We start from the raw sequence: 20,884 nt of genomic DNA, 5'->3' as shown, positions 1-20,884 counted from the left end.
GGGGCGTCCGGCCCGCGCGCGGGGGGGGGGGGCCGGGGGCGGGGGGGGGGGGGGGGCGCCCCCCCCCCCCCCCCCCCCCCCCCCCCCCGCGCGGGGGGGGGGGGGGGGGGGGGGCCCCCCCCTCGCCGCAAACGCCCGGCCCGGGGAGGCGCCCCACCCCCGGCCCCTCCCCTGAAGGGGAGGGGTGAGTTCATTTAGATGATCCTATTTGAAAGGGAGAAGGCCTCCAGGAGGCCATACACCTCCGCGTTCTCCGCGCCTCCGCGCGAACAAACATCTTCTTTGCGGCTTCGGGGCTTCGCGTGAGCCAATCCAAAAAGGGGAAGCGAGTTGCCCCGCTTCCCCTCTCGAACCTCATCGCGTGGCCTTCGCCTTCAGCGCGAAGCGCCGAAGTTTACCCTGAGCGGCTGGCTTGCCAGCCAGCCGAAGGGCTCAGGCTGAACGGGGGGTGGGATCAGGCCCCCACCATTTCCAGCAGGCCCTCGAACAACCGGCGGCCATGGTCGCCGCCGTGCGCGGCTTCGATACGGCGTTCGGGGTGGGGCATCATGCCCAGCACGTTGCGCTTCTCGTTCAGCACGCCCGCAATGCCCCGGGCCGAACCGTTGACGTCCTCGGCATAGCGGAAGGCCACGCGGCCTTCGCCTTCGAGGCGGTCGAGCGTGTCGGCGTCGGCGAAGTAATTGCCGTCATGATGCGCGACCGGGATACGGATCGTCTCGCCCTGTTCGTACAGGCGGGTGAACGCGCTGTCGGTGTTGGCGACCTCCAGATCGACGTCGCGGCACACGAAGTTGAGCGAGCGGTTGCGCATCAGCGCACCCGGCAGCAGCCCGGTTTCGGCCAGCACCTGGAAGCCGTTGCACACACCGAACACCGGCGTGCCCTTGTTCGCCGACTCCACGACCGCGCGCATGATCGGCGAACGGGCCGCGATCGCGCCGCAGCGGAGATAGTCGCCATAGGAGAAGCCGCCCGGCACGCCGATCAGCCCCAGCCCCTCGGGGAGTTCGCTGTCGCCGTGCCAGACCATGGTCGGCTTGACGCCCGTCACCGCCTCCAGCGCGACGGCGAGGTCGCGGTCGCAGTTCGAGCCCGGAAAGACGATCACGGCGGTCTTCATCAGGCGCGCTCCACCCGGTAATTCTCGATCACGGTGTTGGCGAGCAGCTGGCGGCACATCTCTTCGATCTGCGCGTCGGTCGTCGCGTCGGCGACTTCCAGCTCGATCAGCTTGCCCGCGCGCACGTCATTGACGCCGGCAAAGCCCAGGCTTTCCAGCGCGTGATGGATCGCCTTGCCCTGCGGGTCGAGCACGCCGGGCTTCAGGGTCACGAAAATCTTCAGCTTCATTACTTGCCCCGGCTCTTGCGGTGTTCTTCCAGATCGAGGACGGCGGTGTCGCCCCCCTCGGGCAGCAGGCCCAGACGGCGCGCCACTTCCTGATAGGCCTCGACCTCGCCGCCGAGATCGCGGCGGAAGCGGTCCTTGTCCAGCTTCTCGTTGGTGGTCATGTCCCACAGGCGGCAGCCATCGGGGCTGATCTCGTCGGCCAGGATGATGCGACCGAAGTCATTGTCCCAGATGCGGCCGAATTCCAGCTTGAAGTCGACCAGGCGGATGCCGATCGCGGCGAACATGCCTGACAGGAAGTCGTTCACGCGGATCGCCAGGTCGGCGATGTCGTGCATCTCTTCCTGGCTGGCCCAGCCGAAGCAGGCGATATGCTCGTCGGTGACCATCGGGTCGCCCAGCGCATCGTCCTTGTAATAATATTCGATGATCGTGCGGGGCAGCTTCACGCCCTCTTCGATGCCCAGACGCTTCGACAGCGAGCCCGCCGCGACGTTGCGCACCACGACCTCGATCGGCACGATCTCGACCTGTCGGATCAGCTGCTCGCGCATGTTCAGGCGGCGGATGAAGTGGGTCGGCACGCCGATATGGTCGAGCATGGTGAAGACATGCTCGGAGATACGGTTGTTGAGCACGCCCTTGCCGTTGATCGTGCCCTTCTTCTGGGCATTGAACGCGGTGGCGTCGTCCTTGAAATACTGGATCAGCGTGCCGGGCTCGGGGCCCTCGTACAGGATCTTGGCCTTGCCTTCGTAGATTTGGCGGCGGCGAGCCATGCGGCGGTCCCCTGAAATGAGTACAGCCCCGGTGCCCCACATTCTGAGGCCCGAGGCGGGATGGCGCGGCCTATAAGGGAACGCGCACGCGGGTGCAATGGCGCAAGGCGGGCAGAATCGGGGGCGGTGGTTGGTTTCGCGCCGGGGCGATGCTATATCGGGAGCATGGCCGCTGGACGCATCAATTCGCCCGCCTCGATCGAAACCGCCGCCGATGTGTTTTCGGCCTTTGGCGGCAGCTGGCAGGCGGTCGAGCGGATCGCGCAGGTCCGCGCCGACGGCGTGCGGGTGATCCGCCGCAGCGACATCGAACGCGCTCGCCGCCAACAGGCCGACCCGCAGCGCTGATGCCCGGTCGGGCCATGTCATGGGCCTGACGCTCCTCGCCATATTGGCGACCGCATTATTGCTTCCCGGCATATTGGCGATGCGCGCCTATTACCGCGCCGGGCGCGTGGCGGAGGCCGACCCCGTCTTTCCGCCGCTATCGGGGGTCGAGGGGCTGGCCCAGGCAGGGATGTGCTGCATCGCGGTTCATGCCGCCTATGCGATCATCCTCGCCGGCGTCGCCGGGCTGCCGCCGCTGATCCCCTTGCCGCTGGCCGATCCCTATGCCGTCTTCGCGCTGCATTCCAACGCCGATCTGACCCGCGACCATGTCATCGGCCTGTTGCTCGGGCTGATCTGGCTGAGCTTTCTGGCGGACCTTACCGGGCGGGGCGCGGCCTGGCTGGGCAAGCGATACGGCGATCCGGGCGTCTTTCACGGGCCGCTGGCCGACATATTGACGCTCAACGTCGGCCCGAACGACTTCATCAACGCCTATGTCCTGACCAAGACCGATGTCGAGGGCGGCATCCTGGGCTATCAGGGCACGGTCGTCAGCCTGATCCGCGATGCCGACCGGTTCCCGGTGAAGGTCGTCATGCGCAACGTCGCGATCTTCTATCTCGAACTGGCCGGCGATCGGCCGCGCCGGCGTGAGGTGGGCGAGTCGATCGACTGGATCGCATTGTCGTCGGAGGAATGGCGCAACATCGCCTTCCGCGTCATCCTGGTCGAGGAGGATATGGACGATCCTTCGCCATCCGGCTGATGTTCCCTTTTTGATCCGGATGATTGTCCTTCCGCGCAACGCTTGCTAGAAGCTCGGCTTCCATGGCGATCGATCTCCGCGACAATCCTCCCGTCGGCGTGCTGGACGCGCCTTTCGACAGCGCGCTGTCCGAGCGTTATCTCGTCTATGCGCTGTCGACGATCACCGCGCGCTCGCTGCCCGATGTGCGCGATGGCCTGAAGCCTGTGCACCGACGGCTGCTCTGGGCGATGCGGCTGCTCAAGCTCGATCCGGCGGCGGGCTACAAGAAGTGCGCGCGCGTGGTGGGCGACGTGATCGGTAAATACCATCCGCATGGCGACCAGTCGGTCTATGACGCGATGGTCCGCCTCGCGCAGGATTTCGCGCTGCGCTATCCGCTCGTCGACGGGCAGGGTAATTTCGGCAACATCGATGGCGATAACGCCGCCGCGTACCGCTATACCGAGGCGCGGCTAACCCAGGTTGCGATCGACCTGATGGACGGCCTCGACGAAGACGCCGTCGCTTATCGCCCGACCTATAATGGCGAGGAGCAGGAGCCCGAGCTGTTCCCCGGCCTGTTCCCGAACCTGCTGGCGAACGGCGCGAGCGGCATCGCGGTCGGCATGGCGACCAGCATCCCGCCGCATAACGCCGCCGAACTGTTGGAGGCCGCGATCCTGCTGGTCGATCGGCCCGAAGCCGATGACGACGCCATCCTGGCGCTGGTCAAGGGGCCGGACTTTCCGACCGGCGGCATGGTCGTCGACGCGCCGGCGATCCTGCGCGAAAGCTACACCACGGGGCGGGGCGGCTTCCGCGTCCGCGCACGTTGGGAGATCGAACGCGAGAAGGGCGGCGGCTGGCAGATCGTCATCAGCGAGATCCCCTACGGCGTCGCCAAGGGCAAGCTGATCGAACAGATCGCCACGCTCATCAACGACAAGAAGCTGCCGATCCTGGCGGACGTGCGCGACGAATCGGATGCGCAGGTTCGCATCGTGTTGGAGCCGCGCGCCCGCACCGTCGATCCGCAGGTGCTGATGGACGGGCTGTTCCGCTTCTCCGACCTGGAGACGCGGATCAGCCTGAACCTGAATGTGCTCGACAAGGACCGCACCCCGCGCGTCATGAGCTTGCGCGAGGCGCTGGCCGCCTGGGTCGAGCATCAGTTCGTCGTACTGCGGCGGCGCTCCGAACATCGCCTAGGCAAGATCGCCGACCGGATCGAGCTGCTCGACGGCTATCTGGTCGCCTATCTCAATCTCGACCGGGTGATCGAGATCATCCGCACCGAGGACGAGCCCAAGGCGGTGATGATCGAGGAGTTCCGCCTGACCGACCGCCAGGCGGAAGCGATCCTGAACATGCGCCTCCGTTCGCTCCGGCGGCTGGAGGAGTTCGAGATTCGCGGCGAGCGCGACAAGCTCGACAAGGAGCGCGAGCAGCTGACGCTGTTGCTCGGCTCGGAGCAGCGGCAGCGGACGCGAATGAAGAAGGATCTGGGCAAGATCCGCGACCGCTATGGCCTGGAGACGCCGCTCGGCGCACGCCGCACGCTGATCGAGGAAGCCGCGCCGACCCGCGACATTCCGCTGGAGGCGATGATCGAGCGTGAGCCGATCACCGTCATCCTGTCGCAGCGCGGCTGGATTCGCGCGATGAAGGGCCATGTCGACCTCGCCTCGGCCGATACGGCGAAGTTCAAGGAAGGCGACGGCCCCGCCTTTGCCTTTCATGCGCAGACGACCGACAAACTGTTGCTGGCGGCGGCCAATGGCCGGTTCTTCACGCTGGCAGCGGACAAGCTGCCCGGCGGACGCGGTTTCGGCGAGCCGGTGCGCGCGATGATCGACCTGGACGGATCGATCGGCATCACCGGTTTCCTGCCCGCCAGTCGCGCACCCAAGCTGCTGGTCGCCGCCTCGGACGGACGCGGTTTCATCGTGCCGACCGCCGACACCATCGCCGAGACGCGCAAGGGCAAGACCGTGCTGACCCCGCGCGCAGGCGCCAGCCTGAAGGTCGTGCGGCCGGTGGGCGCGGAGGACGATTATGTCGCGGCGATCGGTGACAACCGCAAATTGCTCGTCTTCCCGCTGACCGAGTTCGTCGAGCTGTCGCGCGGCACCGGCGTCCAGCTCCAGCGCTACCGCGACGGCGGGCTGTCGGATGCGACGACCTTCGTGTTCAAGGACGGGCTGAGCTGGCCGATGGGCGGCGAGACCGGGCGGGTGCGGACCGAGGCCGATCTGTCCGCCTGGCGCACCGCGCGCGGGGCGGCGGGGCGGATGCCGCCGACGGGGTTCCCGCGCGACAACCGGTTCGGCTGATCGGCACCGGGCAACGGTGTTTCGCGATCGGCTAAGGAAGTGTTGGATCACAACCGTTTCCGGATTCGATCGTTGCGTACGCTTTAGGGGCTTTTAACCTTCCCTGGGCTACACGATGTGGCGATGGCCTCGATCGCTTATCCTACGCCGCGCCCCTCGACGCGACATTACGCCACGCTGACATCATGCGCGGTCGGGATCATGGCGATTCCCGCCGCCGAGATCGCGCTGGTCGATGGCCGCCCGATCGTCGTCACCAGCAACGAGGCGTTTCGCCGCGCCGGATTGAACGAGGCGGCCGCCCTGTCGATGCTGATCGACGAACTCGCCACCCGCCTCGCCATGTTTCCGGGGCACGAGCGCGACTCGATCGAATTCCCGATCGCCCTGGGCGATGTGATCGACCGCCGCTATTTCCAGGCGACGCTGACGCGGTCGGCCGAGGACGAGCCGGACAGCTTCGTGCTGATGCTGGTCGACCACACCGCGCAGCATCATACCGAACGCAGCCTGCGTCGTGAGATGACGATCGACAGCCTGACCGGCCTGCCCAACCGGCAGGGTTTCGGCGATCTGATCGAGTTGATGATGGAGACCGGCCACGCCCATGCGGTGCTGGTGGTCGATCTCAACCGCTTCGGGCGGCTGAACGCGTGCATGGGCTCGCTGGTCGCCGACGAATTGCTGATCACGGTGGCGCGCCGGTTGAAGGGCGCGCTGCGGTCGCGCGACTCGATCGGCCGGATCGGCGGCAACGAGTTCGGCGTGCTGATGATGATCGACGGCGGCGAGGACGAGGCGCATGTCCTGGCCGAGCGGATCGAGCGCGCGCTGGCCGCCCCGTTCCGGCTGACCGATTTCGAGGTCAATGTCGAAGGTTCGATCGGCATCGCCTTCGGCGCCGATCAGGACGGCGATGCCGAGGAACTGATCCGCCACGCGCAATTCGCGGTCAAGCAGACCAAGACCGCCGGTAATACCCAGGTCTATCACCCCCAGGCCTTCACCCTGGCGCGCGCGCAGTTCGCGATGGAAACCGCGCTGCGCCATGCGATCGAGCGCGAAGAGCTGCATCTGGCCTATCAGCCGATCTGCGACCTCTCCACCGGCAAGGTCGTCTCGTTCGAGGCGCTGGCCCGGTGGCGCGATGCCGATGGGCGCGACCATTTCCCGTCCGACTTCATCCCCGTCGCCGAGGAATCGGGGTTGATCGTGCCGCTGGGCCGCTGGGCGATCGACCGGGCGCTGAGCCAGCTGACCGAATGGGACCGCCGGGCGGGGGGGCATTGCGGCATCCGCATGTCGGTCAACGTCTCGGCCATCCAGTTGCAGCGCGACGTCATTCCCGATGTGATCGAGCAGGCGCTGGCGCGCACCGCGCTGACCGGCGACCGCCTGACGCTGGAGCTCACCGAAAGCGCGATCGTCGGCGATCCCGACCGGGTGACCGGCATCATGGAGGCGCTGAAGGCGCTGGGCACCATGGTGGCGATGGACGATTTCGGCACCGGCTATTCCAGCCTGGCCTATCTCCAGCGCCTGCCCATCGACGTGCTCAAGATCGACCGCAGCTTCGTCTCGGGCATGCTGGCCGATCGCGACAAGATCGCGATCGTCCGCGCCATATTGGGCCTGGCCCAGGCGCTGGGCATGAAGACCACCGCCGAGGGGATCGAGACGGTCGAGCTGGGCCAGACCCTGGCCGCGCTCGGCTGCACCTATGGCCAGGGCTATGTCTATGCCCGTCCGCTCGATCCCGATGCCGCCTGGGCGATGATCGCGGCTCAGGCCTGAGCGACCGCCGCGTCGGCCAGTTCGGCGACGCGCGTCTCGTCAGGGAAACCCTCCGCGATCCACCGCGTCTCGACCTGGCGCAGCAACCGCGCCACCTCCGGCCCCTTGCCGATCCCGCGCGCGACCAGGGCCCCGCCGGTCAGCGGCAGGGCGGGGGGGCTCCAGTCGCGAACCGCGTCCACCGACTCGCCCGCCAGCAGCAATCGGTCGACCGCGCCCGGAACGCCGACACGATAGGCCAGCGCTCGCGGCCCCTCGTCCCCCGGCCCGGCGGTGGCGGCGATCAGGCGCTTGCGATCCACATTGGACAGCTTCAACCGCGCGCCCACCGCTTCGGCGGCCTGGGGGGGCAGCAAGGCGGCAAGGCGACGAATGGCGTCCGGGGCGACACCCGCCGCCTGCTCGCGCTCGGCCAGCACCGCGAGCCGCTCGGCACCCTCCGCATCGATCTCCGGGATCACCGCGCGCAGGATGCCGCGTTCGACCATCAGCGCGACGACCGGCACCGCGCGCGCCGCCACCAGCAGCTTGAGCAATTCCGCCGCGATCCGCTCGCGCGACAGGGCCATCAGGTCGTTGGCGCGCGCAGTACAAGCCGCCAACCCCGCCTCGTCGATCGCCTGACCGAAGCGGGCATGGAAGCGGAAGAAGCGCAGGATGCGCAGATGATCCTCAGCGATCCGTTGCAGCGGATCGCCGATGAAGCGGACGCGTCCCGCCTTCAGATCGTCGAGCCCGCCGAAATAGTCGAACAGCGCCCCCGTCCGGGGATCGGCATAGAGCGCGTTCATCGTGAAGTCGCGCCGCGCCGCATCCTCGCGCCAGTCATCAGTGAAGGCGACCACGGCATGGCGGCCATCGGTCGAGACGTCGCGGCGCAGCGTCGTGACCTCGACCGGACCATCCGGCAGGACGGCGGTGATGGTGCCATGCGCGATGCCGGTGGGCACCGGCTTGAACCCGCTGTCGCGCACCCGCGCGATGACGGTCTCGGGCGACAGCGGCGTGGCGAGATCGATGTCGGCGACCGCATGCCCCAACAGCGAATCGCGCACCACGCCGCCGACGAAACGCGCCTCCAGCGTGGCGGCCAGCGCGATCAGGTCGTCGCGATCGGCCCAGGGCACGGTGGCGGGGTTCATGCCCATTGCAGCCGCCGTGACAGGTTGACGATCATCGCCGCGGTCGCGCCCCAGATGCGCCGGTCGTTCCATAATATCTCGTAGAAATGGCGGGTCCGTCCGCGCCACGGCGCGCTGACCCGGTGGTGGTGTGCGGGATCGAGGAGATAGGCCAGCGGCACCTCGAACAGGCTCGCAACCTCCGCCTCGGACGGGGTGAGTGTCAGGTCGGGCGGGATGACGCCCAGCACCGGCGTCACCTCGAACCCGGTGACGGTGCGGTAGCGGTCGGCCAGCCCGACGACGGTGACCGCGCGCGGGGACAGGCCGATCTCCTCCTCCGCCTCGCGCAGCGCGGTCGCGACCAGATCGCGGTCGCCCGGATCGGCGCGGCCGCCGGGAAAGGCGATCTGTCCGGCATGATTGCGCAGCGTCTCGGTCCGCTGGGTCAGCACGACGCCCGGCTCGACGCGATCGGTGACCGGCACCAGCACGGCGGCGGCGGTCGGCACCGCCGCCATCTCATGGCTTTCGACGCCGTCACCGGTCAGCAATTCGCCGATCGGAATACGTGCCATCGCCTCCGCCAGCCTTTCGGCCAGCGTCATGCCGGCTCCGCAGCGGTCAATGGAAAGAACGCGCCGTTGCTCCACACGCCCGGTGTCGAGTCGCCGCCCGCCAGCGCGCGTTCGGCCAGTTCGTAATAGACCGGCCGCGCGATCAGCGCCTCCAGACCGTCGCGGACATGCAGATAGGGGCGGGGGCCGTCCTCCCCCTCTTCGAAGCGCAGGCCATGGTCGGGGCCGGCCGCGACCAGATCGCCGGTGTTGAGCTGGAACACCAGCCGGCCATCGCGCCCTTCGCCCTCGATCTTCAGCACGGTGGCGACGAAGGGCGCATCCTCGACCGCGATGTCGAGCTTCTCGACCGGCGTGACCAGCACGTGGCGGCCATCCGGCTCGCGGCGCAGGATGGTCGAGAACAGGCGCACCATGGCGAGGCGGCCGATCGGGCTGCCCTGATGATACCAGGTGCCGTCGCGCGCGATCCGCATCTCGCTGTCGCCGCAATGGCTGGGATTCCATTGCGATACGGGCGGCAGTTTCTGCTCCTCCATCGCCCGCACGATCTCGGCGAGGCTCAGGGAGGACAGGTCGGGGGACGGCGCCATGGGCATGATCAGTTCGAGGTAAGGATCGAAGCCTGCGCCGTAAAGGCCGGGTCGCCCGGCCCCAGCATCCCCGCCCGGTCGGGCACGTCCGGCCCGCGCGCCAGCAACCGGTGGCGCTCGACCGGACCGGGCAGTTCCCACCGCGCGGTCCGCTCCGCCGAGAAGCCGAAGAAGCGGCCATAATATTCGGGATCGCCGATCAGCATCATCGCGCGGTCCAGCCCCTGTCGCTCGGCGGCAGCCAGCATGTGGAGGAACAGCCGCCGGCCGATCCCGTCGCGCTGACGCTCCGGCGCGACCGCGACCGGCCCGATCATGATCATCGGCCAGCGTGATCCCTGCGCATCGGTCAGCGTGATCGGCCAGCACTGGATCGAGCCGATCAGCGTGCCGTCGCCCGCCAGCGCGGCGAAGCAGAGCGATGCCACCGGCGCCACCGATCCGCGCACGCGATACGCCGTGCGCGCCTGTCGCCCCGGCGGAAAGGCGTGGTCGAGCAGCGCCTCGACCAAAACCGGGTCGACCGCGTCGAGCGGGATGAGATCGATCGTCTGGGACAAAAGGGCGGGGTCCGATCGCCGGGGTGGGGAAAGGCGCGCCCTTAACCCGTGGCGTGCGCGATGCAAGCCCATGCTTCCCTTGGCCGCGCGCTCTGGCTAGAGGCGCTGTCATGGAAGACCGTCTCCAGCTTGAAGTCCATGACCTCGAAGTCCAGGTGCTGACCGGCATCTATTCCGAGGAAACGCACCTGCCGCAGCCGCTGCGGATCTCGTTGACCGTCGATCTCGACTGTCCGGACCATTATACGCCGGACACGCCGCTGGCCGCGTCGAAGAACTATCTCGATCTGAAACATGCCGCGACGGTGCTGCCCGAGGGCGTGCATTTCACGCTGATCGAGGGAGTTGCGGACCATATCTGCGACACGCTGTTCCTGCAGGACCAGCGGGTGCAGCGGGTGAAGGTGAAGATCGTGAAGCTGGCCATCGCCGAGGATGGTGAGGCGATCGGCATCACCTTGGTCCGCCACCGCCGCTGACCGCCATGGTCGCGCGGCGCATCGATCTGGCCCCCGACGCCGACGTCCGCGCCGTGGTCGTGGCGCATCCCGGCGTCGACCTCGTGCTGGTGCTGATGCCCGGGCGCGACTCGGTGGCGCAGGCGATGGCGGAGGCGGCGATCGGCCCGCTTGCGATCGCCATCGCGCCGGATGCGCGGATCAATGCCGTCATGCCGTCGCCCGACGCATCGCCCGACGCGATTGCGGCAGCGGTCGCCTATCTCGCCGCCGCGCAGGCCGTCACCGGTCAGCTGCTCGCGGTCGGGACCTGACGTGTCCGGCTGCACGGGCCGAGCTTCTGGACGACATAGCGATAATCCTCACGCGCCGCCTGCGCATCCTCGGGCGAGAGCGAGGCGGTGCTGTGATCGGGCAGCGACTCCGGGAGCGCACAGGCCAGGCGATACCAGAGCAGCGTATCGCGCGCCGGCGGGGCGGCGGCTTCGTCGACGATCTCGCTCAGCGCCACGGCCCAGCGGCGCTCCTCGCCCGGACGGCGCAGCACCGATAGCGAGACGGGGCGGTTCTTGGCCGTGGTCAGGAAAATCTGCGTCTCGCCTTCGCCGGGCAGGGTGCCGGGTACGTAAAAGGCATTGCCGACGCCGGTGATGACCGGCGGCGCCTCGGGCGACAGCGCATCGCGCGCGATCGTCCGGCTGCGCTGATCGGTATCCGGCGTCCAGGGCAACTGCGCATCGGGGGCGACCAACTGCAACTGGTCGGGGGCATTGGGCACCCGCCGCGCATAGATCAGCACCCGCATCTTCCGGAGCTTGGGGACCCGTCCGCGCGCATCGGTCGCCGCGTCGAAGAGGTAACCGACCCGCGCCGGCAGCCCACCCGATCCGCGCAGCAGCGTGCCGACATCGGCCTCGACATAGAGCCGCTGATGCCCCGGCGCGACGCCGGCCGCCTCGGCCCCCTTGATCGCGGTCGTCGAACGGATGGTGACGTCGGCGATGACGGGCGCGGAGAGCACGAGATCGGCAAGGTCGGCATAGCCCAGGCCGGGCGCGCCCGGCGCGGCATCCGCCGGTCGCGGCGAGGCCATCGTCGTCACCTGCGCGCAGGCGGGGGCGGCCAGAACGGAAATCAAAAGGCTCAGGGCACCGATGCGGACGGCGCGGGGCACGGCGTGGGACAGCGGATTCATCGCTTCGCGCTACTCCTTCGTTTATTAACAATACAGAAATAATTTCGTCATGGCGCTATTGTACGTTTATTACGTCCGACAAACTGATTGCGCCGCGCCAGCCGTCACGATAGGGTCCAAGGCTCTGCCGCATGCCGAAAGAGCATGGCAGGAGTTTCCCACGTCCCCACGCTACGGCGAGGCGAAACTGGCAGACTGAGGAGTTTCGTTGCTGAATGGCCTATACTGACCAGAAGATGTCCGGGGGCAAGGTGGTCGCGATCGTTATCGTCGTGCTCATCCACGCAGCCCTGGGCTACGCCTTCGTCACGGGACTGGCATACCAGTACGTGAAGAAGGCGACCGAAAAGCTTGACACGTTCAACGTGGAAGAGCCGCCGCCCCCACCCCCGCCCGATGAACCACCGCCCCCGCCGCCGGAGCAGCCGAATCTGCCTCCGCCGCCGACCACGGTGGTCACGCCGCCGCCGATCGTGAACGTGCCCGTCCCGGCACCCGCGGTCACGACGACGAGCATCATCCCGCTGAGCCAGCCGACCGCGCCGCCGGCCCCGCCTGCGCCGCCGGCTCCGCCTGCGCCGCCCGCACCGCCGACGGTTTCGAAGGCCGCCGGTCTGCGCGGTAACCCGGGCCAGTATTTCGGTCCCGACGCTTATCCGCCCTCGGCCCAGCGCGAAGGCGCGGAAGGTCGCGTGTCGGCGAAGCTGTCGATCGGCACCGATGGCCGCGTGACCGATTGCTCGATCCTGTCGGGCAGCGGCAACCGGGCCCTGGACGATGCGACCTGTCGCATCTCGAAGGCGCGTGTCCGCTTTACCCCGGCGCAGGACGCCTCGGGTAATCCGGTCGCCTCGTCCTACACGCTTAACATCCGTTGGCAGTTGCCACAGGAATAACGGCTAAAAGCCGGTTCAAACTCAAACGCTTTAGTCAGAGGACCTAACCAACCATGCTCACCACCATCCTCGCCGCGGGCGGCGCCGCGGCCGGTGCCGAAAACCCCTACGGTCTCGGCCAGGCCCTGAAGGAAGGCGGCCTCATCTCGCAGTCGGTGTTCACCATCCTCTGCTTGATGTCGATCGTGTCGTTCTACATCCTGTTCTCGAAGCTGTTCGAGCAGCAGAAGATCATCAACCAGGCCAAGCGCGTCCGTCAGGGCTTCTGGTCGGCGAACTCGCTGCGCGAAGGTTCGGCCAAACTCGAGAAGAACTCGGCCTACAAGCAGATCGTCGACGACGGCCTGGCCGCGCAGGACCAGCACTCGAAGCTGACCGATCCGGTCGAGGCGCATGACTGGCTGCACGGCTCGCTGGCGCGTTCGGAAGCCGCGATCAACTCGAAGCTGGGTGGCGGTCTCGCCTTCCTCGCGACCGTCGGTGCGACCGCGCCGTTCATCGGTCTGTTCGGTACGGTTATCGGCATCTACCGCGCGCTCATCAAGATCGGCTCGTCGGGCCAGGCGTCGATCGACGCGGTCGCCGGTCCCGTCGGTGAAGCGCTTATCATGACCGCACTGGGTCTGGTCGTCGCGGTTCCGGCCGTGCTCGCCTTCAACTGGCTGCAGCGTCGTAACAAGGGCATCGCCGAAGACCTGTCGTCGTTCTCCAACGACGTGCTGGGCTTCCTGGCCTCGAACGGTGCGGTTCGCCCCGCCATCGCTTCGGGCGCCGCTGCCAAGCCGACCGCCGTCAAGGCGACCCCGGCGACGACCACCGCCGGTCAGGCTGGTGGCGTTCAGACCCGCGCCTGAGCCTAAGGGGGCGGGGACCGGTCCCTCGGGACACGGCCCCGCCACCCCCCGCCGCTCCCTTTGGGACGGTGATAGAATGCATGGATAGGATAGCTCTCTCATGGCGATGAGCGTTGGCGGTGACTCCGCCGAGAAACCGATGTCGGAGATCAACACGACGCCCCTCGTGGACGTCATGCTGGTGCTCCTCATCATCTTCCTGATCGCGGTTCCGGTCGTGATCCAGACCGTTCCGCTGAAACTGCCGAACGTCCGCTTCGATCCGACGACGACGAAGCCGGAAAACGTCTCGCTGTCGGTCACCAGCGAGAATGGCCAGTGCAAGGTGTACTGGAACCTGACCCCGGTGACGTCGGACGAACTGCGCACCCGCGCGGTCGACAAGCTGAAGGCCGAGGTCGAGCGGCTGGGTGCCAACATCACCCCCGAATCGCTGCCCGAGGCGCATATTCGCGGTGACGTGAATACGCCGTATCGGTGCATCGGTGGCACCATCTACACGATGCAGCAGGCCGGTTTCGCCCGTGTCGGCTTCATCTCCGAGCCGCCCCCCGGCGGCAACGCCCGCGCCTGATCGGCCGGGCGGACACAAGTAGGAGTTAGCACGCCATGGCAATGAGCGCCGGATCTGATGATGGCGAGCCGATGATGGACATGAACACGACGCCGTTGATCGACGTCATGCTCGTGCTCCTCATCATGTTCATCATCACCATCCCGATCCAGACTCACGCGGTGAAGGTCGACCTGCCGGTCAACTCGAAGAACAACACGCCGGTCGTGAATACCGAAAAGAACAAGGTCGGTATCGACGCCGCCGGCACGGTGACCTGGAACGGGTCGCCGGTCGACGAGGTAACGCTGCGTCAGTATCTGGATCAGACCGCTGCCATGAACCCCGAGCCGGAACTGCACTTCCAGCCGGCCCCCGACGCCAAATACGCCAAGGTCGACGAGACCCTGGCCGTGATCAAGCGCTCGGCGGTCAGCAAGCTCGGCTTCATCGGCAACGAGCAGTACCGCAACGACTTCTGATCGACCCGATCGGAACGTTGATGGAAGAGGGCGGCCCCCAAGGGTCGCCCTTTTTGCGTTTGGGGGGGGACTGATCCTCGGGTGCAACGGCTTATCACGGGTAGATCGGGCCGCGTCCTATTCCTCCCCTGCAAGGGGAGGTGGCAGGCCGAAAGGCCTGACGGAGGGGTGTCCACGTCGGAGAGGTTGGGGGGGCGGTGCCACCGCTTACCCTTCTGAACCTTGCAGGGCATCGTGCCCCAAGCCTTAATCAGTGCTCCAAGAGTGGAATGGACGGGCGTAGGTGATCCCGTCTGTCGGCATGGGACGCGATCCAGTCCGGCTCCCCGGAAAAGTGTGAGACATGCCAGGGCAGCATCGCTCAGTGGAAGCATAGCGCCACCATGTGTCCGCTCGTCGACTCTGTGACCCTCCACATTCCCCAGCCGTCGGCGCGAACTTCCGGCCCCATAACCGTCGACGCCTTCGGTCGGCGCGCTGTCCGATAACGGCATCGCCGCACGCATCTTTCACCTCTTGCGTGTGTTTCACAAAAATGACAACGTAACGTCATAAAAGTGAAACATAGGAGAAGAGAGATGCGTGGAGTCGTTTCGGTGTTGCTTGTCGCGGCGGCGGGCGTGGCAGCCCCGGCCATGGCCCAGGACGGTTGGCCGCAGCGCACGGGGTATCAGGAAATCGCCGCCGGCAATCTGGCGGCCGCCGAGCGCACCCTTTTGGCCGAGCGCCGGACCAGCCCCGACAGCCCTGAGCTGATGCTCAACCTCGCGGCGGTGTACGCGCAGACCGGCCGGGCGAGCGAAGCGCGTGCCTTGTACGGTGCGGTGCTCAACGAAAAGCCGATCGCGATGGACATGCCCTCGGGCGCGGTGACGTCGTCGCATAGCGTCGCGCAGACCGGGCTGCGTCATCTGACGCAGGTCATGGCCTCGCGCTGATGAGACAGCGGACGAGTCCGGACCATATCGGGTTCGGACTTGTCCAAGGTCCTGAGTCGCTGACACGATATGTCGCGCAGGCCAGGCCGGTTCGATCGTGCGGCGGTCATGAGAAACTGATGCCGAGCGACGGCTGAAAAGTTGGCTATTTTCAGGCCAGGCCGTCTCGACTTTTTACAGTCGATTGAAGGCTGGCAGGGTGAATGATGTCGCCGTCGCCAGTGCGAACCGGATTGCACCTCTTCGCCCTTGATGACGGCATGCAATGGCAAGCGCTGTCGCCGACTTGCGGTTCAGCCTCACCTCTCTGACCGGGACACCCCTCCGTCAGGCCTGCGGCCTGCCACCTCCCCTTGCAGGGGAGGAATAGTTTGGGGAATGACCGGCTTGATAGGGGTAGGTTGGGGCTTCCCCCGTTACAGTCTTGGCAACGTCACCCCGCGCTGCCCCATATATTTACCCGCGCGGTCGGCATAGCTGACCTCGCAAGGTTCATTGCCCTTCAGGAACAGGAACTGGCACGCGCCTTCATTGGCGTAGATTTTGGCGGGGAGCGGCGTGGTGTTGGAGAACTCCAGCGTCACATGGCCTTCCCAGCCCGGCTCCAGCGGTGTGACGTTCACGATGATCCCGCAGCGCGCATAGGTCGACTTGCCCAGACAGATGACCAGCACGTCGCGTGGCACCCGGAAATATTCGACCGTTCGCGCCAGCGCGAAGCTGTTGGGGGGGATGATACAGACATCGGTCTTGCGATCGACGAAGCTGTTGGACGCGAAATCCTTCGGATCGACGACCGCGCTGTCGACATTGGTGAAGATCTTGAACTCGTCCGCCACCCGCGCGTCATAGCCATAGGAGGACAGGCCATAGCTGATGCAGCCGTCGCGACGCTGATTCTCGACGAAGGGCTCGATCATCCCCTGGGTCTGCGCGGCTTCACGAATCCAGCGGTCGGACAGGATCGACATCTTCATTCCCCTTAAGCGTTGCCGCTCATCGCCGGATCGCGGGGGCAGGGCAAGCGTCGAAACGCAAAATGGGGCTTGCGGTTGACGTTGCGTCAAGCGGTACTCCGGTTGTCATGACGACCATGCTCGATATTGCCGAGATCGCCCGCGCCACCGGCCTGAGCAGCCGGGCGCTGCGATTTTACGAGGCGCGCGGCCTGATCCGGCCGCTACGCAGCGAGGGTGGGCGGCGTATCTTCGGCACGGGCGAACTGGAGCGGCTGCACGCCATCGTCGCCCTTAAACGCGCCGGGTTCACGCTGGCGGCGATCGGGCGGATGCTCGACCGGCCCGATGCGCGACTGGGGCCCATGGTCGCCGCGCAACTGACGGCGGTCGAGGCGCAGGCCGCCGCGCTCGCCGACACGGCCAGCCTGTTGCGATCCATCCAGTCCCGCATCGATGCCGGCGAGCGCATCGACGTCGCGACGCTTTGCTCGCTGATCCGAAAGGGACACAGCATGACGACGGCACAATGGAAGCAGGTGATCGACCGGCAGTTCACGAAGGAGGAACAGGCGCATTGGGCCGAGCGGAGGAACGCGCTGGCGCCCGATTTCGATCAGGAGGCCTATCAGGCGCAATGGGCCGATCTGGGCCGGCGGATCGCGGCGGCGCTACCGCTCGATCCGGACTCGGAGGCGGCGCGGGGCTTCGTCCGTGAGTGGTCCGCGCTGCTGGCGCCGTTCCGGGCCGTCGCGACGCCCGAGATGTGGGCGGGGGCGACGCGGCTGCACCAGAAGCGCGAGCAATGGGAGGGGCAGGCCGATCCGGGCTTCTCCGCCGAGGTGTGGCAATTCATTCAGGCCGCCAGTGCGGCGATGCAGGCGCGGGGAGGAGAGCCGGAGGGCTGAGTCGGTTTGGTCACGCGAAGGCGCGAAGCCGCGAAGTCCTTTTTGGAAATTGGTTCGCGCGGAGGCGCGGAGGACGCAGAGAGGGCTTGCCATTGGCGATGGCCCGCTATCGCAAACGATAGACGAATTCCGAATTTCGCCTCTGCGCTCTCTGCGCCTCTGCGCGAACCATTTTCGCGCCGCCGCGCGACAGATTCAGCCGATCCCCAAATCCGCCGGGCCGAAGGCATCCGGCAGCAGATCGGACAGGCGATAGGTCCGCACCGCATCGCCCTCGGCCGCGCCGCAATGGACAGGCAAGTCGCGGCCGCCCATCTGCGCGGCTTCGTTGATGACCTGGCGGCAGCGGCCGCACGGGCTGACCGGGGTGGTGCCGGTCGCCTTGCCATCGGCGTCCATCGCGCCGCCGATCACGCCGATCGCGACGATCTCGCGCAGCCGCCCGGCGGCCGAGGCGGTGGCGATCGCGACCGTCTCGGCGCAGAGCGACAGGCCGTAGCTGGCATTCTCGACATTGGCGCCGGTGATCACCGAGCCATCCGCCATCAACAGCGCCGCCCCCACCGCGAACCGGCTATAGGGCGCATGGGCATGCAGGGCGGCGGTACGCGCGGCGGCGATCAGCGCGGTCGCGTCGGAGGCGGTTTCGGTCATGGTGTAACGACATCCCAGTGTACGGGGCCTTCCACCCCTTCGACCCGGCGGAAGTCGCTGGCACGCCACATGCGCCAGGGGCGCGCGGCGTAGTCGGGCTTGAAGACATTGCCGATCGCCCAGATCGGACGATCGAGCGCGGCGGTGATGCTATAGTCCGACTCGAACGGCTTGGACACGCGCAGCATTACCGGCTTGCCGGTATGCGTCTCGACCATGGTCACGAAGCGGGTCAGGTCGGCGACCAGCGTCGCGCGCTCGGGCCGCGCGGTGCAGTCGTCATGATAGGACAGGTCGATCGCGGCGGGCAGGGCGTCGCCGGCGCGTGGTACGAAGATGTTGAACGCATCCGCCTGCGCGGTCGCGGGCTGGCACAGCGAATAGATATGGATCGCGCCACGCCGCAGGCCCGCCTCGGGCAGCGCGGCCCAGTTCGCCTCGAACGACGGCTCGCGCCGGTCCGCGCCCGAAGTCGCGACGAGATAGGCGAAGTCCGCGCCATGCGCGCGCACCGTCCGCCACTCGACGGCCGGCGGATTTTCGGGCAGGTCGATGCCCTGGAGCGGATAGCGCTCGGTCGAGGGCTGCCAATGCGTCACCCAATGCCGCCCGCCTGCCGTGACCGCGCCGAGCGCCAGCAGGCCGGCACCGATTTTCCAGAGAATCGCCATCAGTTGCGGATATGCAGGACGCAGATCAGTGTGAAGAGGCGGCGTGCGGTATCGAAGTCGACCTCGATCTTGCCGGTCAGCCGCTCCTTCAGCATCTCGGCGGCATCGTTATGGATGCCCCGCCGCGCCATATCGATCGTCTCGATCTGTTGCGGGGTGGATGCGCGGATCGCCTGATAATAGCTGTCGCAGATCGCGAAATAATCCTTGATCGGCCGCCGGAACCGCCCGAGCGCCAGCACCAGCGTTTCGATATGCGTGCCGTCCTCGCGGTACATATGGATGCCGAGGCGCCCTTCCTCGGACTCCAGCTTGATCCGGTAGGGCCCGGCATAGCCGTCCGCCTGCGGCCGCTGCGGCGCGAAATAATTTTCCTCGATCAGGTCGAAGATCGCGATCCGCCGCTCCTGCTCGACATCGGCCGAGCGCCAGCCCAGGCTGCGTTCGTCCAGGTCGATAGAGATGATCCGCGGATCGGCCATGCCGCAGGGATAGTCGCGAAGCGCGTGCGCCGCAAATCCCCCGCTGATCGACGCAATGCGTTTTCATCCCGGGGCTCTTCGCGCTAACGCCGGAGAAATGGCCACCCTCGCATTTCCGAACCCCGCTGCCGGCGCCGAGCCGCAGCAGCTTCCCCGCAATATCGAGGCGGAGGCCGCGCTGCTGGGCGCGATGATGATCGACAACCGGCTGGCCGACGATCTGGTCGACCGGCTGGACCCGGAGCATTTCTTCGAGCCCGTGCATGGCCGCGTCTTCTCCGCGATCAAGAATCTGCGCGCCACCGACATGCTGGCGACCCCCGTCACGCTGCGTCCGATGTTCGAGGCGGACGAGGGGATGAAGGCGCTGGGCGGCCCGTCCTATCTGGCGCAGCTGACGGGGTCGGGGGCGAGCCTGATCGGCGCGCGGCAGTTCGCGACGCAGATCTATGATCTCGCGATGCTGCGCGCGCTGGTGACGGTTGGGCGGACGCTCGTCGACCGGGCGATGGACACGTCCGAAGAGGTGAATCCGCGCGCACAGATCGAGCTGGCCGAGAACGAGCTGTTCAAGGTGGCAGCAGACGGCGGCTCCGAGAATGCGGTGAAGAGCTTCTCCCAGGCCACCACCATGGCAGTGAAGAATGCCGAGCGCGCGCTGAACTCGGGCGGCCATGTCTCGGGCATCACCACGGGTCTGGACTCGGTCAATGCCAAGATCGGCGGCATGCACCGCTCCGACTTGATGATCCTGGCGGGGCGTCCGGGCATGGGCAAGACCTCGCTCGCGACCAACATCGCGTTCAACGCCGCGCGGCGCTGGATGCGCGACATGGCCGACGGCATTCCGCCCTCCGAGTCGGTCGGCGCCAAGGTCGCGTTCTTCAGCCTCGAAATGTCCGCCGACCAGCTGGCGACGCGTATCCTGGCCGAGCAGTCGGGCATCAGCTCCGAGGCGCTGCGCATGGGCAAGATCAGCCGCAACGAGTTCGCGCAGCTCGCCGCCGCCGCCGCCGAGCTGGAGCAGTTGCCGCTGTTCATCGACGATACCGGCGGCCTGACCATCTCCGCGCTGCACACCCGCGTCCGGCGTTTGCAGCGGCGGCTGAACAACGAGCTGGGGCTGGTCGTGGTCGACTATCTCCAGCTGCTGACCGGTTCGGGCAAGTCGTCCGAGGGCAACCGCGTGCAGGAAATCTCGGAGATTTCGCGCGGGCTCAAGACGCTGGCCAAGGACATGAACGTGCCGGTGCTGGCGCTGTCGCAGCTGAGCCGTGCGGTCGAACAGCGCGAGGACAAGCGGCCGATGCTGTCCGACCTTCGCGAATCGGGCTCGATCGAGCAGGACGCCGACATGGTCTGGTTCGTGTTCCGCGAAGACTATTACATGATGCAGCGCGAGCCCAAGCGCCCGATGGAAGGCGATGACGGCAAGGTCTTCGAAGACCACGCGAAATGGGCGACCGAGGTGGAACGGGTCTATGGCCTGGCCGAACTGATCGTCGCGAAACAGCGTCACGGTGCGACCGGCAAGGTGGTGATGAAGTTCGACCCGACGATCACGCGGTTCACTGACTTCGCGGGCTATTGATCCGATATTGTCCGACGCCTGTACTCCTATGTTGTAGCCACGTCCGCAGTCCTTGTA

At 66.9% G+C, this 20,884-nt stretch carries 25 protein-coding genes; 13 read left to right on the top strand and 12 right to left on the bottom strand.

The annotated features are described in order from the left end of the window. Positions 1–454: 454 nt before the first annotated feature. Genes purQ through purC form a run of 3 tightly spaced genes read right to left on the bottom strand, consistent with a single transcriptional unit; the run spans position 455 to position 2,132 of the window. Positions 455–1,123 (bottom strand): phosphoribosylformylglycinamidine synthase subunit PurQ, encoded by a 669-nt coding sequence (purQ, locus tag GGR48_RS17000; protein ID WP_183953028.1) that lies wholly within the window; start codon positions 1,121–1,123, stop codon positions 455–457. Continuing rightward, entirely contained in the window at positions 1,123–1,353 is a 231-nt protein-coding gene (purS, locus tag GGR48_RS16995; protein WP_183953027.1) for a phosphoribosylformylglycinamidine synthase subunit PurS, read from the bottom strand. The genes purQ and purS overlap by 1 nt, the downstream gene beginning before the upstream one ends. Beyond that, a complete protein-coding gene (purC, locus tag GGR48_RS16990) occupies positions 1,353–2,132 on the bottom strand; it encodes a phosphoribosylaminoimidazolesuccinocarboxamide synthase (protein WP_007405170.1) in 780 nt (259 codons plus the stop codon). The genes purS and purC overlap by 1 nt, the downstream gene beginning before the upstream one ends. A 165-nt stretch (positions 2,133–2,297) precedes the next feature. Here purC and GGR48_RS16985 point away from each other — a divergent pair, with 165 nt between their 5' ends. The 4 genes from GGR48_RS16985 to GGR48_RS16970 all read left to right on the top strand — a co-directional run bounded on the left by GGR48_RS16985 (position 2,298) and on the right by GGR48_RS16970 (position 7,337). After that, complete coding sequence (locus GGR48_RS16985) at positions 2,298–2,480, top strand: hypothetical protein (RefSeq protein ID WP_183953026.1); 183 nt, start codon at positions 2,298–2,300, stop codon at positions 2,478–2,480. 19 nt (positions 2,481–2,499) lie between these two features. Further along, on the top strand, positions 2,500–3,228 hold the full coding sequence (locus tag GGR48_RS16980; RefSeq protein WP_183953025.1) for a hypothetical protein: 729 nt from the start codon (positions 2,500–2,502) through the stop codon (positions 3,226–3,228). Between the two features lie 62 nt (positions 3,229–3,290). Then, on the top strand, positions 3,291–5,543 hold the full coding sequence (gene parC / locus GGR48_RS16975; RefSeq protein WP_183953024.1) for a DNA topoisomerase IV subunit A: 2,253 nt from the start codon (positions 3,291–3,293) through the stop codon (positions 5,541–5,543). Positions 5,544–5,744: 201 nt separating this feature from the next. Continuing rightward, a complete protein-coding gene (locus tag GGR48_RS16970; RefSeq protein WP_183953030.1) occupies positions 5,745–7,337 on the top strand; it encodes a putative bifunctional diguanylate cyclase/phosphodiesterase in 1,593 nt (530 codons plus the stop codon). On the opposite strand, the gene GGR48_RS16965 is transcribed toward GGR48_RS16970, so the two are convergent. Genes GGR48_RS16965 through GGR48_RS16950 form a run of 4 tightly spaced genes read right to left on the bottom strand, consistent with a single transcriptional unit; the run spans position 7,328 to position 10,189 of the window. After that, the gene (locus GGR48_RS16965; RefSeq protein WP_183953023.1) at positions 7,328–8,479 is read right to left on the bottom strand and encodes a CCA tRNA nucleotidyltransferase; all 1,152 of its coding nucleotides are present in this window, start codon (positions 8,477–8,479) and stop codon (positions 7,328–7,330) included. The two genes, GGR48_RS16970 and GGR48_RS16965, sit on opposite strands and share 10 nt — an antisense overlap. Continuing rightward, entirely contained in the window at positions 8,476–9,066 is a 591-nt protein-coding gene (locus tag GGR48_RS16960) for a CoA pyrophosphatase (RefSeq protein WP_183953022.1), read from the bottom strand. Before GGR48_RS16960 ends, GGR48_RS16965 begins: the two co-directional genes overlap by 4 nt. Next, a complete protein-coding gene (locus tag GGR48_RS16955) occupies positions 9,063–9,635 on the bottom strand; it encodes a DUF1285 domain-containing protein (RefSeq protein WP_183953021.1) in 573 nt (190 codons plus the stop codon). Before GGR48_RS16955 ends, GGR48_RS16960 begins: the two co-directional genes overlap by 4 nt. Before the next feature lie 2 nt (positions 9,636–9,637). Further along, positions 9,638–10,189, bottom strand: a complete 552-nt coding sequence (locus GGR48_RS16950; protein ID WP_240455907.1) for a GNAT family N-acetyltransferase — start codon at positions 10,187–10,189, stop codon at positions 9,638–9,640. Between the two features lie 110 nt (positions 10,190–10,299). Here GGR48_RS16950 and GGR48_RS16945 point away from each other — a divergent pair, with 110 nt between their 5' ends. After that, positions 10,300–10,668 (top strand): dihydroneopterin aldolase, encoded by a 369-nt coding sequence (locus tag GGR48_RS16945; protein WP_183953019.1) that lies wholly within the window; start codon positions 10,300–10,302, stop codon positions 10,666–10,668. Between the two features lie 5 nt (positions 10,669–10,673). Beyond that, entirely contained in the window at positions 10,674–10,961 is a 288-nt protein-coding gene (locus GGR48_RS16940) for a Rossmann fold domain-containing protein (RefSeq protein WP_183953018.1), read from the top strand. Here GGR48_RS16940 and GGR48_RS16935 read toward each other — a convergent pair. Beyond that, complete coding sequence (locus tag GGR48_RS16935; protein WP_183953017.1) at positions 10,937–11,842, bottom strand: hypothetical protein; 906 nt, start codon at positions 11,840–11,842, stop codon at positions 10,937–10,939. The genes GGR48_RS16940 and GGR48_RS16935 overlap by 25 nt on opposite strands. A gap of 215 nt (positions 11,843–12,057) precedes the next feature. Between GGR48_RS16935 and GGR48_RS16930 the strand changes: the two genes are divergently transcribed. From GGR48_RS16930 to GGR48_RS16910, 5 genes are all read left to right on the top strand, one after another. Next, entirely contained in the window at positions 12,058–12,738 is a 681-nt protein-coding gene (locus GGR48_RS16930; protein WP_183953016.1) for an energy transducer TonB, read from the top strand. Positions 12,739–12,791: 53 nt separating this feature from the next. Beyond that, positions 12,792–13,592: a MotA/TolQ/ExbB proton channel family protein gene (locus GGR48_RS16925; protein WP_183953015.1), complete on the top strand. Its 801-nt coding sequence runs from the start codon at positions 12,792–12,794 to the stop codon at positions 13,590–13,592. A 100-nt stretch (positions 13,593–13,692) separates the two neighbouring features. Beyond that, positions 13,693–14,166 (top strand): ExbD/TolR family protein, encoded by a 474-nt coding sequence (locus tag GGR48_RS16920; RefSeq protein ID WP_183953014.1) that lies wholly within the window; start codon positions 13,693–13,695, stop codon positions 14,164–14,166. A 35-nt stretch (positions 14,167–14,201) separates the two neighbouring features. Beyond that, positions 14,202–14,627, top strand: coding sequence for an ExbD/TolR family protein (locus GGR48_RS16915; RefSeq protein WP_183953013.1), 426 nt, complete (start codon positions 14,202–14,204; stop codon positions 14,625–14,627). Positions 14,628–15,205: 578 nt separating this feature from the next. Further along, positions 15,206–15,565: a tetratricopeptide repeat protein gene (locus GGR48_RS16910; RefSeq protein ID WP_221211568.1), complete on the top strand. Its 360-nt coding sequence runs from the start codon at positions 15,206–15,208 to the stop codon at positions 15,563–15,565. Between the two features lie 416 nt (positions 15,566–15,981). On the opposite strand, the gene dcd is transcribed toward GGR48_RS16910, so the two are convergent. Next, complete coding sequence (gene dcd, locus GGR48_RS16905) at positions 15,982–16,536, bottom strand: dCTP deaminase (RefSeq protein WP_183953012.1); 555 nt, start codon at positions 16,534–16,536, stop codon at positions 15,982–15,984. A gap of 113 nt (positions 16,537–16,649) precedes the next feature. On the opposite strand from dcd, the gene GGR48_RS16900 reads away from it, so the two are divergent. Next, positions 16,650–17,429 (top strand): MerR family transcriptional regulator, encoded by a 780-nt coding sequence (locus tag GGR48_RS16900; RefSeq protein WP_183953011.1) that lies wholly within the window; start codon positions 16,650–16,652, stop codon positions 17,427–17,429. 195 nt (positions 17,430–17,624) lie between these two features. On the opposite strand, the gene GGR48_RS16895 is transcribed toward GGR48_RS16900, so the two are convergent. Genes GGR48_RS16895 through GGR48_RS16885 form a run of 3 tightly spaced genes read right to left on the bottom strand, consistent with a single transcriptional unit; the run spans position 17,625 to position 19,236 of the window. Beyond that, on the bottom strand, positions 17,625–18,083 hold the full coding sequence (locus GGR48_RS16895) for a cytidine deaminase (protein ID WP_183953010.1): 459 nt from the start codon (positions 18,081–18,083) through the stop codon (positions 17,625–17,627). Further along, on the bottom strand, positions 18,080–18,754 hold the full coding sequence (locus GGR48_RS16890) for a GH25 family lysozyme (RefSeq protein ID WP_183953009.1): 675 nt from the start codon (positions 18,752–18,754) through the stop codon (positions 18,080–18,082). Before GGR48_RS16890 ends, GGR48_RS16895 begins: the two co-directional genes overlap by 4 nt. Then, on the bottom strand, positions 18,754–19,236 hold the full coding sequence (locus GGR48_RS16885; RefSeq protein ID WP_183953008.1) for a UPF0262 family protein: 483 nt from the start codon (positions 19,234–19,236) through the stop codon (positions 18,754–18,756). The genes GGR48_RS16890 and GGR48_RS16885 overlap by 1 nt, the downstream gene beginning before the upstream one ends. A 97-nt stretch (positions 19,237–19,333) precedes the next feature. On the opposite strand from GGR48_RS16885, the gene GGR48_RS16880 reads away from it, so the two are divergent. Continuing rightward, on the top strand, positions 19,334–20,827 hold the full coding sequence (locus GGR48_RS16880) for a replicative DNA helicase (RefSeq protein ID WP_183953007.1): 1,494 nt from the start codon (positions 19,334–19,336) through the stop codon (positions 20,825–20,827). Positions 20,828–20,884 lie beyond the last annotated feature (57 nt).

The organism is Sphingomonas pseudosanguinis, from assembly GCF_014196255.1.
GTDB lineage: Bacteria > Pseudomonadota > Alphaproteobacteria > Sphingomonadales > Sphingomonadaceae > Sphingomonas > Sphingomonas pseudosanguinis.
The sequence above is the reverse complement of the archived record's forward strand: the minus strand, read 5'-3'. Positions and strand labels throughout refer to the sequence as shown.

Excerpts from the sequence above, each read along its gene's own strand:
- purS (WP_183953027.1), bottom strand. The coding sequence starts at position 1,353 with ATGAAGCTGAAGATTTTCGTGACCCTGAAGCCCGGCGTGCTCGACCCG.
- GGR48_RS16970 (WP_183953030.1), top strand. The coding sequence starts at position 5,745 with ATGGCGATTCCCGCCGCCGAGATCGCGCTGGTCGATGGCCGCCCGATC.
- GGR48_RS16955 (WP_183953021.1), bottom strand. The coding sequence starts at position 9,635 with ATGCCCATGGCGCCGTCCCCCGACCTGTCCTCCCTGAGCCTCGCCGAG.
- purQ (WP_183953028.1), bottom strand. The coding sequence starts at position 1,123 with ATGAAGACCGCCGTGATCGTCTTTCCGGGCTCGAACTGCGACCGCGAC.
- purC (WP_007405170.1), bottom strand. The coding sequence starts at position 2,132 with ATGGCTCGCCGCCGCCAAATCTACGAAGGCAAGGCCAAGATCCTGTAC.
- GGR48_RS16890 (WP_183953009.1), bottom strand. The coding sequence starts at position 18,754 with ATGGCGATTCTCTGGAAAATCGGTGCCGGCCTGCTGGCGCTCGGCGCG.
- GGR48_RS16925 (WP_183953015.1), top strand. The coding sequence starts at position 12,792 with ATGCTCACCACCATCCTCGCCGCGGGCGGCGCCGCGGCCGGTGCCGAA.
- GGR48_RS16915 (WP_183953013.1), top strand. The coding sequence starts at position 14,202 with ATGGCAATGAGCGCCGGATCTGATGATGGCGAGCCGATGATGGACATG.
- GGR48_RS16940 (WP_183953018.1), top strand. The coding sequence starts at position 10,674 with ATGGTCGCGCGGCGCATCGATCTGGCCCCCGACGCCGACGTCCGCGCC.
- dcd (WP_183953012.1), bottom strand. The coding sequence starts at position 16,536 with ATGTCGATCCTGTCCGACCGCTGGATTCGTGAAGCCGCGCAGACCCAG.
- GGR48_RS16960 (WP_183953022.1), bottom strand. The coding sequence starts at position 9,066 with ATGACGCTGGCCGAAAGGCTGGCGGAGGCGATGGCACGTATTCCGATC.
- parC (WP_183953024.1), top strand. The coding sequence starts at position 3,291 with ATGGCGATCGATCTCCGCGACAATCCTCCCGTCGGCGTGCTGGACGCG.
- GGR48_RS16910 (WP_221211568.1), top strand. The coding sequence starts at position 15,206 with ATGCGTGGAGTCGTTTCGGTGTTGCTTGTCGCGGCGGCGGGCGTGGCA.
- GGR48_RS16980 (WP_183953025.1), top strand. The coding sequence starts at position 2,500 with ATGGGCCTGACGCTCCTCGCCATATTGGCGACCGCATTATTGCTTCCC.
- GGR48_RS16945 (WP_183953019.1), top strand. The coding sequence starts at position 10,300 with ATGGAAGACCGTCTCCAGCTTGAAGTCCATGACCTCGAAGTCCAGGTG.
- GGR48_RS16885 (WP_183953008.1), bottom strand. The coding sequence starts at position 19,236 with ATGGCCGATCCGCGGATCATCTCTATCGACCTGGACGAACGCAGCCTG.
- GGR48_RS16880 (WP_183953007.1), top strand. The coding sequence starts at position 19,334 with ATGGCCACCCTCGCATTTCCGAACCCCGCTGCCGGCGCCGAGCCGCAG.
- GGR48_RS16930 (WP_183953016.1), top strand. The coding sequence starts at position 12,058 with ATGGCCTATACTGACCAGAAGATGTCCGGGGGCAAGGTGGTCGCGATC.
- GGR48_RS16985 (WP_183953026.1), top strand. The coding sequence starts at position 2,298 with ATGGCCGCTGGACGCATCAATTCGCCCGCCTCGATCGAAACCGCCGCC.
- GGR48_RS16935 (WP_183953017.1), bottom strand. The coding sequence starts at position 11,842 with ATGAATCCGCTGTCCCACGCCGTGCCCCGCGCCGTCCGCATCGGTGCC.
- GGR48_RS16900 (WP_183953011.1), top strand. The coding sequence starts at position 16,650 with ATGACGACCATGCTCGATATTGCCGAGATCGCCCGCGCCACCGGCCTG.
- GGR48_RS16965 (WP_183953023.1), bottom strand. The coding sequence starts at position 8,479 with ATGAACCCCGCCACCGTGCCCTGGGCCGATCGCGACGACCTGATCGCG.
- GGR48_RS16920 (WP_183953014.1), top strand. The coding sequence starts at position 13,693 with ATGGCGATGAGCGTTGGCGGTGACTCCGCCGAGAAACCGATGTCGGAG.
- GGR48_RS16895 (WP_183953010.1), bottom strand. The coding sequence starts at position 18,083 with ATGACCGAAACCGCCTCCGACGCGACCGCGCTGATCGCCGCCGCGCGT.